The organism is Rhodococcus sp. MPR-R1B, assembly GCF_058793255.1.
In genome coordinates this window covers 161,254-173,822 of record NZ_JBXAFO010000002.1, presented here as the reverse complement: position 1 = coordinate 173,822, position 12,569 = coordinate 161,254, and the positions used below count along the sequence as shown (strand labels likewise).

Annotated in this window: 12 protein-coding genes; 8 read left to right on the top strand and 4 right to left on the bottom strand. The window is 61.3% G+C overall.

Going from position 1 to position 12,569, the window contains the following annotated elements; translation table 11 throughout:
- Positions 1-255: 255 nt before the first annotated feature.
- From AC1Q61_RS03545 to AC1Q61_RS03520, 6 genes are all read left to right on the top strand, one after another.
- A complete protein-coding gene (locus AC1Q61_RS03545; RefSeq protein WP_118603247.1) occupies positions 256-1,752 on the top strand; it encodes a condensation domain-containing protein in 1,497 nt (498 codons plus the stop codon).
- Entirely contained in the window at positions 1,685-3,151 is a 1,467-nt protein-coding gene (locus AC1Q61_RS03540; RefSeq protein WP_118603244.1) for a condensation domain-containing protein, read from the top strand. Before AC1Q61_RS03545 ends, AC1Q61_RS03540 begins: the two co-directional genes overlap by 68 nt.
- Positions 3,151-4,533 (top strand): condensation domain-containing protein, encoded by a 1,383-nt coding sequence (locus tag AC1Q61_RS03535; RefSeq protein ID WP_118603241.1) that lies wholly within the window; start codon positions 3,151-3,153, stop codon positions 4,531-4,533. The genes AC1Q61_RS03540 and AC1Q61_RS03535 overlap by 1 nt, the downstream gene beginning before the upstream one ends.
- A gap of 78 nt (positions 4,534-4,611) precedes the next feature.
- Positions 4,612-5,073, top strand: coding sequence for a MarR family winged helix-turn-helix transcriptional regulator (locus AC1Q61_RS03530; RefSeq protein WP_042451335.1), 462 nt, complete (start codon positions 4,612-4,614; stop codon positions 5,071-5,073).
- Positions 5,070-5,498 carry an organic hydroperoxide resistance protein gene (locus AC1Q61_RS03525; RefSeq protein ID WP_003939720.1) on the top strand — a complete coding sequence of 143 codons (429 nt, stop codon included), beginning with the start codon at positions 5,070-5,072 and terminating at the stop codon, positions 5,496-5,498. Before AC1Q61_RS03530 ends, AC1Q61_RS03525 begins: the two co-directional genes overlap by 4 nt.
- The gene (locus tag AC1Q61_RS03520; protein ID WP_047271041.1) at positions 5,495-6,502 is read left to right on the top strand and encodes an NADP-dependent oxidoreductase; all 1,008 of its coding nucleotides are present in this window, start codon (positions 5,495-5,497) and stop codon (positions 6,500-6,502) included. Before AC1Q61_RS03525 ends, AC1Q61_RS03520 begins: the two co-directional genes overlap by 4 nt.
- A 78-nt stretch (positions 6,503-6,580) precedes the next feature.
- On the opposite strand, the gene AC1Q61_RS03515 is transcribed toward AC1Q61_RS03520, so the two are convergent.
- From AC1Q61_RS03515 to AC1Q61_RS03505, 3 genes are all read right to left on the bottom strand, one after another.
- Positions 6,581-7,456, bottom strand: a complete 876-nt coding sequence (locus AC1Q61_RS03515) for an oxidoreductase (RefSeq protein ID WP_007733943.1) — start codon at positions 7,454-7,456, stop codon at positions 6,581-6,583.
- A 50-nt stretch (positions 7,457-7,506) separates the two neighbouring features.
- Positions 7,507-8,460: a membrane protein insertase YidC gene (yidC, locus tag AC1Q61_RS03510; RefSeq protein ID WP_003939695.1), complete on the bottom strand. Its 954-nt coding sequence runs from the start codon at positions 8,458-8,460 to the stop codon at positions 7,507-7,509.
- Between the two features lie 112 nt (positions 8,461-8,572).
- Positions 8,573-8,878, bottom strand: coding sequence for a DUF6412 domain-containing protein (locus AC1Q61_RS03505; protein ID WP_065455270.1), 306 nt, complete (start codon positions 8,876-8,878; stop codon positions 8,573-8,575).
- A gap of 282 nt (positions 8,879-9,160) precedes the next feature.
- Between AC1Q61_RS03505 and AC1Q61_RS03500 the strand changes: the two genes are divergently transcribed.
- The gene (locus AC1Q61_RS03500; protein WP_230587450.1) at positions 9,161-9,808 is read left to right on the top strand and encodes a C40 family peptidase; all 648 of its coding nucleotides are present in this window, start codon (positions 9,161-9,163) and stop codon (positions 9,806-9,808) included.
- Positions 9,809-9,998: 190 nt separating this feature from the next.
- Positions 9,999-10,235, top strand: coding sequence for a PhlB family protein (locus tag AC1Q61_RS03495; protein WP_007733940.1), 237 nt, complete (start codon positions 9,999-10,001; stop codon positions 10,233-10,235).
- Here the strand turns inward: AC1Q61_RS03495 and AC1Q61_RS03490 are convergent.
- Positions 10,210-12,567, bottom strand: a complete 2,358-nt coding sequence (locus AC1Q61_RS03490; RefSeq protein WP_058226164.1) for an ATP-binding protein — start codon at positions 12,565-12,567, stop codon at positions 10,210-10,212. The two genes, AC1Q61_RS03495 and AC1Q61_RS03490, sit on opposite strands and share 26 nt — an antisense overlap.
- Between the last annotated feature and the right edge of the window lie 2 nt (positions 12,568-12,569).

Here is a 12,569-nt window from a genome sequence, read left to right as displayed (position 1 = left end):
TTGAAATTTGTTTCACCACAGAGTGATTGATCGATCAACTGACAGGTGACCAGGGCCGTAAACCGGATGTCCAGTATTCGAATTGTCCGAAATAACGAGCGGAATGTTCCTCGTCACATCCCGCACCGAAGCAGTTGCGCGGAGCCTCGGGCCGCGTTCTACTTGCCTTGACTAATCATCTGTCACTCTCGGTTACAAACATCCGCCCCGTTCACGATCCCCACCTTTCGCCATCTCGAGAGATCAGGTTTCCCAATGGAATTCACGGAACTTGCCGACTATCCCCTACCTCCAGGGACCGTCACCGAGTGGACTCCCGCCGCGGTGAATCCGCCCGAGCTGTGGCCTGTCGACCAGCGTCCCGCCAGCTACATACACGAGGCACACTTGAAAAATGCCCAGCAGGCGAAACGGCAGGTGCACCATCAGACCGACGTGTGCACTCCGTCGTGGCTGGGTACCTCGTTTCGCATCCACGACCGACTCGACCGAAGGATCTGGGCGGCCGCTCTCGATCACTGGATCGATCGCCACGAAGTGCTCCGAACACACGTCGCCGTGGAGGGCGAAACGATAGTCCGACGCACCGCGGCGTCTGGAGACGTCCGGATTCTGGGCACCGAGGTCGGACACCTTGCGTCCTCGATGTCTGTCTTCACGCATCTGCAGCAACTGCTCGACCGATCGACCGATCCACTTGTCTGGCCTGCGTATCAGTTCGCGACGATCGAAGGCCCCAACCACTTCACCGTGGTTTTTGCCGCTGATCATGCTCTGCTGGACGGATATTCGGTGGCGTTGACCGCGCACGAACTGCAGACGATCTACCGATCGTTGAGCGAGGGAAGCCCTCCCTCGCCGCCGGAGACCGGAAGCTACATCGACTTCGGCACCAAGGAACGAGATCTCGTGGGACACGCGGACCGCTCTCACCCGGCAGTGCAGACGTGGCGCGAGTTCTACGCGCAGGGCGAGGCTCCGTACTTTCCAGCGCTACCCGAACCGGTCACCGGACGCCGAGTCCCTCAGCAGAGCCTGTCCGCCTGGCTTCTGAGCGCCCGGGGAGCCGAACGCCTGGCAGAAGCGAGCAAGCGCAGCAACCAAGGATTCCTGGCCGCGATACTCGCGTGCGCGGCCAAGGTGACCGGCGATCTCACCGGTGCAGACGAATTCCGCGTCGTCGTGCCGCAACACACCCGTTCGGAGCTTCGATGGGCCGCGTCGCTGGGATGGTTCATCGGTGTTGTGCCGGTGAGGATTCCGATAGCCCCCGCCGCAACCGTGAGCGATCTGGCCAAGGTTGCCGGCACGGAGATACGGCGCGTCCGCCCCGCCGCGGCACTGCCGTATTCGAAAGTGTGCGAGCTGATCGACTCCCCGCAGCACCTGCCGTTCGTGCTCTCGTACATGGACGTTCGTCACGTTCCTGGTGCCGAGCAATGGACGAGCTGGCAGACCAGGGGCCTTCGTAGTCGAGATCATTCGGGAACCGACGTCTACATCTGGCTCACGCGGACTCCCGAAGGGCTCAATCTGGCCATACGCCACCCGGGCAACGCGCGCACGAGCCGCCACATCCATCAGTTCGCGGGACTCCTACGCCGCGAAATGGAGGACTTTGCCTTCTCGACCGACACTTTCGCACCTCCGACCAACACCGCTGTACCGATCGAGGAGACCTCTCATGGAAATGACACCCATCGATCTCTGGGCACCGAAAGCCGGGACGCTCACCGAGTTCAGGCCTACTGAACAATCCCTGGCAGCGGCATCCGGGGCACCACGGAGCGACCAACCGCTCTCGTTCCTACAGGAAGGACACATTCGTACCGCCGATCACAAGCGCGCACAAGGCGTCGACTGGTCACCGTGGATCGGATTCACGTTCACTCTGCCCGGTGATCTCGATCGGGAGGCACTGCGTCGGGCGGTCCAGGCGTTTGTCCTGCGGCACAACACACTGCACAGTTGGTTCGAGGTGAGATCATCCGGAGATCCCGACGGTAGCGGGGTCATCGACCGTCACGTGGTGGATGCGTCGACGATCGAACTCACGCCGCACAGCATCGGTTCTCTGAACACGACAGATGCGGTTCGCGAGCATGTGAGCCGAAGTTTCGCCGGCGATACCAGCCCATTGCAATGGCCCTCGTTCATCAGTGGCGTCGTCGAGCACGGCGCCGGCTTCACCGTCTACTACGGCGTCGATCACTCGCACACCGACGGCCTGTCGTTGATGCTGGGCGTCGAAGAACTTCGTGCGCTGTACATCGCCGAAAGCGCCGGCATCGACGCTCAACTTCCCTCTCCCGGCAGCTACGTCGAGTACAGCGGCGAGGAACGGACATCCGCGGGGAACCTCGACCTGGCCGCAGCGCCTGTGCAGCAGTGGATTTCGATTCTCGCCGCCAACGCCGGCCAACTCCCGACGTTCCCCCTCGACCTCGGTGTCGCGCGGGGCGAACAGACCCGGTCGACCCGCACACATATCGACGTTCTCGACAGCGACGAGTCAGCCGCGTTCGCAGCGCTGTGCAAGTCCAATGGCGTCGGCTTCTCCACGGGGATCTTCGCAGCCCTCGCCCTCACCGAGATCGAAGTTGCGGATCGAGCGAACTACTTCGCGCTCAACGCAGTCGGCACTCGCTCCGATCCGAGATACCTCTATTCCCAAGGCTGGTTCATCAATCTCGTCCCGGTCTCGTTCACGCTGAGCGGTGTCACGAACTTTACCGATGCACTCCCCCTTGCCCACGCTGCTCGCGCTGCGGTGAAGGGACTCGCGGACGTGTCCATTCACTCGGTGATCGCCCAGGTGTCGAAGTTGACCGGATCCGACATCGGTGGAACCTCGGTCCCGCCGATGGTGTCGTACATCGACATGCGCCTGATTCCAGGTGCCGAGCACCATGACGAACTCGAAGCGCGGGCACTGGGTGGGCCAGGAACGACGGGTGATCTGTCGATGTGGATCAACCGGAAGGAAGACCGTACGTACGTGATGGTCAGTTTTCCGGACACCGAGCAGGCGCACACATCGGTGAATCGGTACCTACGACACCTTCGCAACGTCCTGAGAACGGTCGCTGATACCGGCGACTACCGTGTCGTGCGTCAGGCGGATGCACGTCAGGAAGTGGAGACCGCCTGATGCACATCACGTTTCTCGACAGGTTCGAGGCACGGCCGGGCCGCATTCTGCAGTGGACGCCGAGCGAAATCTCCACCGGAACGACGTATCCGGTTCCCCCGACCTCCAATCAGCAGCTGCATCTTGCCGGCAGCCGCGGCGATACGACTTGGCTCGCTGCTACTTTCGACGTTCCCGGCCCCATCGACACGGACGCACTCAAGGCCAGCTTCGAGGAATGGACGTCCCGTCACGACGCCCTGTCGTGCTCGTTCTCCCAGGCCGAAGAATCGGGTGAATCCTCGGCACTGTTCGTCGACGTCGCCGACGTCGGCGATCTGCGCCTGCGTGAGGAAACAGTGGCTGACGCGAGAACACCGGAGCAGGTGCGAGAACTCTTGGGCGAGCGCTTGGATCGATGGTGCAATCCTTTCGCGTTTCCCGCGTACTTTCTCGGTGCCATCACCCGCGAGGACCAGTCGACAGTGATCTGCGGGTTCGACCATGCCATCTGCGACGGCTGGTCCATGAGCATCGCAATTACCGAGATCAGCACTCTGTATCGCGAATACACGCGGGCGGACCGTGATCCGATCGCGTCTGATCTCCTTCCGGAGCCCGGGAGTTTCCTCAACTACTGCTTCCGGGAATCGGCAACCGCGGATCCAGAGCCCGGCGACCACCGGATTGCGGGTTGGCGGTCCTTCCTCCGAGCATGCGGGGGTGACACTCCCCATTTTCCCGTAGATCTGGGACTGCCCGCCGGGGCGATGTCGCCCCAGGGCACAGACACCCGAATGCTCCTCGACGCCGACGAAGCCGAGCTGTTCGACCAGAACTGCGCCGATCATCGGCACTCGTCGTTCGGTGCAATTCTTGCGTCGATCGGTTTGGCCACAACACAATTGACCGGCAAGAGGGACACGCACCTACTGTTCCCTGTTCACACGCGTCGGGAACCGCGACACAACCACACCTTCGGATGGCTGGTAGCCAATGCGCCCATCACCGTGACGAGCATGGACAATCTTCACAGCACTGCCCGGGCAGTCAATCTCGCTTTCCACGAGTCACTTTCACTGTCGTCCGTCTCGTCGAGGCAGGTGTTGCGGAGCTTGGGGCCCGAGGTTTCGCCCACTCGCAGAGACATCTTCTCGGTGTCCTATGCCGACTACCGAACCATGCCCGGTGGATCTCGCCCCCGTAAATCAAAGTCCAGCGAATCACAGCCTGCGCCGATCAATCCGCAGCAACTCAGTCGCGTCTCGAACGCCGACGACGTTCAGTTCTGGTTCTCACGAACTCACGACGGATTGGCAGTGCGGACCAGGTTTCCTGCGCCCGCTGCCCGGACAGTGCACACCTTCCTCTCGCATGTCTCCGAGATCCTGTCGACGCCGTAGACGAACGGCCGCCTATCCGTAGATCTATTTGACACTTCTTTGTTGTGCACAACTTAACTGTGCGCTACAGTTGTTCTCGTGACCAACCCACTCGCTCTCGAACGCCAGGTCTGCTTCGCCCTCTATTCGGCGTCGCGGGCCACGACGGCCGCGTACCGGGCGATGCTCGACGACCTGGGAATCACGTATCCCCAGTACCTCGTCCTGTTGACACTCTGGGAACGAGACGGCCGCGGGGTGCGTGAGATCTGTGAGGCACTCGATCTCGATACCGGAACTCTGTCGCCGCTGCTCAAGAGGCTCGAGGGTCTGGGATTCATCGAGCGCCGACGCCTCACCACCGACGAGCGTCGCGTCGAGATTCACCTGACCGAGGCGGGTTCCACCCTGCGCAGCAAGGCCGAGGACATCCCAGCCAAACTCGCAGGTGCCACTGGTCTGAGCACCGACGAACTCACCGAACTTCGAGACGTTCTCACTCGTCTCGGCGAGTCGCTCCAAGCATCCAATGCCCACTCCGACGGAAAGAAGAAGTCATGAACATCGTCTACACCGCAGAAGCACTTGCCACCGGCGAAGGCCGCAACGGTCACGCTCGCACCTCGGACGGACGCCTCGATCTCGGCCTCGCCATTCCCAAGGAAATGGGTGGCAGCGGCGAAGGCACCAACCCCGAGCAGCTCTTTGCCGCCGGATACGCAGCATGCTTCCACTCCGCTCTGCAGATGGTCGCCCGTGCCGAGAAGGCCAACGTGGCTGATTCCGCAGTCGGCGCGCGGGTCGGCATCGGCCCCAACGGTGCAGGAGGCTTCGGACTCGCTGTGACGCTGGAGGTTTCACTCCCCCATCTACCCCATGATCAGGCCGTCGAGCTGACGGAGAAGGCACACCAGGTGTGCCCGTACTCCAATGCAACTCGCGGCAACATCGAGGTCACCCTCGAAGTAAGTAAGGACGACGAATGAGCACTACCACTGTCAGCCGGGAAATCCGTCTCGCTTCACGCCCGAACGGTTGGCCCACGTCGGAGAACTTCGCCACCGCCGAAGTAGAACTCCCCGAACTCGAAGACGGCCAGATCCTGGTCCGCAACATCGCCATCTCCGTCGACCCGTACATGCGCGGCCGAATGAACGACGTGAAGTCCTACCTTCCGCCGTTCCAGGTCGGTGCGCCGCTCGACGGTGGTGCCATCGGCGAGGTCGTCGAATCCAAGTCGGCTGATCGCGCCGTGGGCGACGTTGTCGTCCACGGCCTCGGATGGCGTGAATACGCCATCCTCGACGGATCCGCAGTGACTCCGGCCGACACGTCCATCGCGCCGGCGACGGCCTACCTGGGTGCCCTCGGCATGACTGGCCTCACCGCGTATGCCGGCCTCACCGCGGTTGCGGAGTTCAAGGAAGGCGATACCGTATTCGTCTCCGGCGCAGCAGGTGCCGTCGGATCGCTCGTCGGTCAGATCGCCAAGTTGCTCGGAGCGAAGCGAGTAATCGGTAGCGCCGGTTCACCGGCGAAGGTTGCCCGACTTCTCGAACTCGGATTCGATGCGGCATTCGACTATCACGACGGCCCGATCACCGAACTACTCGCCGCTGCCGCCCCTGACGGCATCGACGTGTACTTCGACAACGTCGGTGGCGAGCATCTCGAAGCCGCCATCGATGCCATGAACCAGGGTGGCCGGATTGCCCTGTGCGGAGCCATCGCTCAGTACAACACCACCGAGAAGCCCACCGCTCCCCACAACCTGGCACTGGTGATCGGCAAGCAGCTCACACTGCGCGGATTCCTCGTGGGCGGCTACCGTCACCTCGGTGGCGAATTCCGCACCCACATGGCAGGGTGGCTCGCCGACAACAAGATTCAGTGGGACGAGACCATCGTCGAAGGCCTGGAGAATGCACCGCAAGCGTTCATCGACCTGATGCGCGGCGCGAACACCGGCAAGATGGTTGTCACGCTGTAACCCGAACAACATCTAGCTCGAACGGATATGAAGGTGGCCGCGAACTTCTCGAAGTTCGCGGCCACCTTCATATCTGAATCAAATCCCGAACGAGACTCCGGTCAACTTCTCCGACAGTGTCCACAAACCCGAGGCTGTATTCGTATCGTGTGATTTCTTGTTCGACCCCACGACCTTCGGATACCCTCGCTGCTCGAACGGACCGTCCGGTCCGATGTAACTGCCGCCAAAGGCATCCGGCGCGGTTGCCGCCCACAGTTCGGGAAGGGCGCCCATCTCCGCGGACTGCGCGAAGATCGAATTGCCGATTCCCATCAGCTTGTCCTGGATCGACTCGGTGTGCCCCTGCAGGTTCGTCGACGCGTATCCCGGATGCGAAGCGAGCGCTTTGAGCGAAGATCCCGACGCCGCGAACCTGCGTTGAAGTTCGTACGTGAACAACAGATTGGCAAGCTTGGACTGCCCGTAGGCCAACCATCGGTTGTACTTCCGACGCTCGAAATTGAGATCGTCCAGATCGACAGTTCCGAGCTGATGCAGGGCACTGGACATCGTCACGACACGATCGGTGAGCTTGTCCTTCAGCAATCCGGTCAATGCGAAGTGTCCGAGATGGTTTGTGCCGATCTGCATTTCGAATCCGTCGACCGTCCGGCGGAACGGAACCGCCATCACGCCGGCGTTGTTCACCAGGACGTCGACCTTCTCCGTTGCGTCGGCGAAGGCTCGTACCGACGACAGATCCGAGAGGTCCAATTTGCGGACAACCGCGTTGGGCCCGATCTCGGCGGCTACGGCGTCGGCCTTCGTAGTGTCACGACAGGCGAGGACGACGTCGGCCCCGGCTTTGCCCAGCGCTCGTGCGACTACCTCACCCAGTCCGCTGTTCGCCCCCGTGACGACAAATGTGCGGCCGGTCTGATCGACTACGTCTTCTGCGGTCCATTTGGTCATGCTTTCCAGCGTACGTGCCTTACTCGCCGGTAGGGAGGGGTCGCCTTCCGTCATCGCCTGCGCTTGGCGCGGATGGGCTTGGCGCCCGGCAGCGGCGGTGCAGCCACTCTGGGCGACGGGGGCGCGGTCATTCCGGGAGTCGGCGACGATTCGGCTTCCTTCTGCTCCGCAGCGATGCGTCCGTACACAAAATGCTGTTGTCCCAGCGTCCAGCAGTTGTTACTCACGAAATACAGCAGGATCGCCACGGGCGCGAACGCACCGAAAGCGATCACCCCCACCGGAAACACCCACAATGCGAGCTTGTTCATGATCGCTGTTTGAGGGTTGACGGTTCCGGTGTCCACTTGGCGCGCGATGGATGCCCGCGATGTGAAATGTGTAGCGACGGCGGCGAATATCATCAGCGGTACCGCTACCAGAATGATGGAGATACGGCTTACGTCGCCGAATGCTTCCAGTTGTGCTGCCGGGCTCGAAATCATGGCGGACAACGGTGCGCCGAACAGTTTGGCGTCGAGAAAAGACTGCACGTCCGAGGCACTGAAGAAGTAGTTGGCCGTGTTCGCGTTGTCCGCCACCGACATCGGTTCGGTCGGGCTCAGAAACGGGACGTGCGATGCCGCTCCGGTCCGATTGAACGATCGCAGGACGTGATAGAGACCAATGAACACCGGTGCCTGAACCAGCATCGGCAGACAGCCGAGCAACGGACTGTAATTATGTTCTTTCTGCAGCTTGGCCATCTCTACAGTGAGTTTCTGCCGGTCACCCGAATACTTCTTCTGCAACGCCTTGATCTGAGGTTGCAGCTTCTGCATCACCAGTTGAGTGCGGACCTGCTTGACGAAGGGTTTGAACAGCAGGGCTTTGAGCGTGAAGACGAGAAATACGACCGACAACGCCCACACGACGCCGTTGTCGGGTGATCCGGAGACCAGTGAGAAGACCTTGTGCCAGAACCAGAGGATTCCGGACACGGGGTAGTAGACAAAATCGAGCATGACGAATGAACCTCACCGAAAGGCACGCTCAGAGAGATGAGAGCGCGGGAATGGTCGTGGACGCAAGACGTCTGACCGACCTACGACGAGTTCACACCCGCCGACTGCCGATCTACAGACCGATTCCCGGAGCTCGAGGTTGCGGACGACCGGGCGCGTCCGGGCTGCTCTGCCTGCGGAAAGCACCACGCAGGCAGCGTTCGTCATCAGACGGGCCAGTGGTCGAAACCGCGCACAGTTGCAGAAGTTCGTACTTCGAGGAAGTTGCGAGCGCAGCGACCACGAAGACGGCAATCGCAGTTCCCAGCACCGCGGCGCTACCCGAGGAACCAAGCGGAGGCACTGCGAGAAGAGCGATGAACGGCAGCAGAAGCAGCAACAGTGACCGTGTCACCGTTCCTGTGCTCCGCTGTTGCATGACTGCGAGAGTACAGAACGTCCGCCGAATCCAGCCAGACGCTTGCCTCACGTACTTGTTCGCGCAGCCATTTGTGCGCAGGATCGTGGTCCATCCGACCGTGCCACTGTTGAGCGTTCGGCGCTCCCGCTGCGAATCGCCTGACCGGAGCCGGGGTGAGGCCGGCCGCCGTGCCCTCCTTGATTCGGATCACGAAAGTCCGTCGAAGTTCTCGCGATCGATCAACAGGCCTTGCACCCACAATGCCGCTCGAAACAGGTATGCACCCCGTCCAACTGACCGATGCGAACACGTCGAGGCGCAACCAGGCTGAGTGTCGCAAGCCGAAGCCCGATCACACCCAGCTGGACACCTGCTTCGGGACGCATCGACGCAAAGGCAACACGAGAAATGTCGCACCACCGATTCACCGACCCCCGCACGAGGAAGCATGCACTCGGAAGAGCGCTTGTCGTCGGCGTTCTTTCCCTGACAACCCTTGCCGTGAGTATCGACACCGCGAACGCTCAGGCCCCCGTGCTTCGGGACTGGAACATCGCCGCAGTTTCCGTCGACACGAATCCGGCGAAGGTGTCAGCTTTCGCTTCCTCGGATACAGGCCGCGTATTGGCAGCCGCAGAGTCCAAGATCGGCGCTCCGTACGTCTGGGGCGCGACCGGGCCGGACTCGTTCGACTGCTCCGGTCTCGTTCAATGGGCCTATGCACAAGCGGGCGTTTCGATTCCGCGAACCAGCTACGACCAGGCGGTTGGCGGCACTCCAGTTTCCCGGGACGATCTACAGCCGGGTGACGTGGTCCTGTACTACGGCGGGGAGCATGTGGGGATCTACACCGGAGGCGGTGAGATCGTTCATGCCCCGACGTCCGGGGAGTCGGTCGAACGCGCACCCGTGGACTCGATGCCGTACTACCTCGCCCGACGTTACTGACATGAATCCCGCAAGCTCGATGAAACAGCGTGTATCGCGGCGATATTCGAATCGCTCGTCGCGAGCCGAACGATTGACACTCCCCCATTGCGCGGAATGTGATGTCATCCTCTCGCCCGCGAGCGCGGTCTGCGCCAGGTGCCGTGGGGCGCGGTTGGACGTGACGCGGTGTTGCGGAGACGGCACTGTCGTGTCCTGGCGAACGGTTCACGGCGACCCCTCGACCGTTCTCGCCATCGTGGAATTGGACGAGGGGCCGTGGCTGTACACTTTCCTCACCGAATCCCCTCGCGCGGATGCGCCTGGACCGCTACGAGTGTCGTTTCAGGGGCGTGAAGAAGGTAAGCGCTACCCGGTGTTCTGCTTGTGCGGCGACGACCGTGGTGAACTGCTATCGGACGTCAACTCCGGCCTGCTGAGCCATTGACCTCACGCGAGTCACGCTCCTGCGCGGTCGAGACGTACCACGCTGCGATCTGCGCTCTGGAACTGAATCCCAGTTTTGTCAGTACGTGTTCCACGTGTCCCTGAGCGGTGCGCAGCGAGATTACCAAGTGCTCCGCAATCGCGCGATTGGTCAACCCTTGGGCAACCAGTTCCGCAACTTGCTGCTCACGAGGAGTGAGGTGAGGCCCTTCAGCCGACGACGCAGTCGTGACACTGGAGCGCTTGTCGAGCGCATATGCGACAGCTTCACCCTCGGACATCGCAAACCCGCTGCGAAACGACTTGTCGAAAGCATCGTCACCCATGGCTTTGCGAGCAGTCTCTGCAGCAGTGTCGTGATGAGCTGACAAACCCGGCAGGCCCGCCAGCCGTCCCCCGACCTTCTGCCAATACATGGCTGCCGCGCCGAGCAGAACCGCTGCATGCTTCCAATCACGTTGCGCTGCAGCAATCCACGCCAACGGCTCGATACACCACGCCGAGTTCATCGGGGCATCGAGAATTCTCAGACTTCGAGTCAAATAGTCACTTGCGGCATCCAATTCACCTCGGAGCCAGCTCACGAGCCCGAGAGTTCCCAGCGCAAATGCCTGGAACATCATCTCGTCGGCGGGCACGGTGATCGCGAGAATCTCTTCGTTGCACTCCACAGAGCGATCAAGAGCGCCGGACAGGAAGTACGCGACTCCCAAGGTGTCCAGGCCGATCACAACATGCAGCAGATTCTTGTCGAGTCGAAACAGCGTCAACGCGGATTCCAGCTTGGCTGTAGCGGTATCGAAGTTACCTCTGAAGGTATCGACGTATCCGTCTCCCCACGTCGCCAAGCCGCGCGAGCGCACATCCGCCAAGTCGTTTGCCAGGCGCCAACTCTCGTCGACCAACTCTTCTGCCCGTTCGAGTTCCCCCTGCATCGCGTGATTCACGGCGTCGATGGCCAAGACATCCACTCGGAACGGATCCAGCTCTCGATCCTCTGCATTCAAGGCTCGATCCGTCCAGTAACGCGCCTGCACAAGTAATCCACCTGCAAGCCAGAATCTGTACAACGCACCGACCATTCGCGTTGCAGATCGCGCCTCTCCGGCAGTGGAAATCGAGTACTCCAACGCATCGTTGACGTTGCGCTGTTCACGACCGAGCCTTGCGATCCAGGCAGCTTGCCGGCCACTGATCCACTCGGCTTCCGCATGAACGACCAGTGCCTCGAACCAATCACGATGGCTTCGACGCAGAGCGGAATACTCACCGGCGGACTCCAACTTTTCATGTCCGTACTCCCGGAGTAGGTCGAGGAGGTGGTACCGAACATCCCCGTCGGTTTCCTCACGAATCAGGATGGACTTCTCGACCAACGCGGTGACGAGATCGAGCACTTCGGTCGAATTCATGTCCTGCCCACACACGCCCTCAGCGGCATCGAGATCGAACCCACCCGAGAACACCGACAACCTCCCCCACAACTGCTGTTCGGTTGGCGAGCAGAGGTCGTAACTCCAATCGATCGACAATCGCAGCGTCTGTTGACGACTCGGAACGTCGCGTCCACCCGTTGTAAGAAGTCGGTATCGATCCGAGAGCCTGTTCATGATCTGCTCAGCAGACATGCCACGCAGGCGAGCTGCCGCCAGTTCGATCGGAAGTGGGAGTCCATCCAAGTCGTGACAGATATGCGCAACGGCGCGCTTGTTCTCCTCGGTGAGGGTGAAACCAGGTACGACGGAAGCCGCACGCTCGGTGAACAACGACACCGATTCGTACTGGGCAATTCCCTCGAATTCGGGCGGCTGTTGCTGCGGTGTGGTGAGTGAGGGAACGCGCATCGTCACCTCACCGCCCAGGCCCAGCGATTCGCGGCTCGTCGCCAGGATCTTGACGCCGGCACATCGCCGTAGGATCGCGCCTACGAACACAGCGACGGCATCGACCAGATGTTCACAGTTGTCGAGCACCAACAGCAGACTCCGATCGGCGCAGTAGTCGATCAATGCCTGCAGCGGGTCCGCCGACGAGACCGACCGGACACCAAGGGTCACGGCGACATGATCTTCGAGGAGATCCGAATCTGTCTGCTCCCCCAGTTCCACCAACCAGGCACCGTCTCGAAACACCCTTTGCAACGCGCCCGCAAGTCGGATCGCGAGCCGTGTCTTGCCCACGCCACCGATCCCGGTGAGTGTCAACAAACGGGACGTCTCGAACAATCTCCTGGCGTCGGCCAACTCACGCCGACGACCGACGAAACTCGTCAGCTCCAAGGGCAGGTTGCCGACAACTCGCTGGTCGGCTTCTGAGCGCACAGCGGATGCCATCG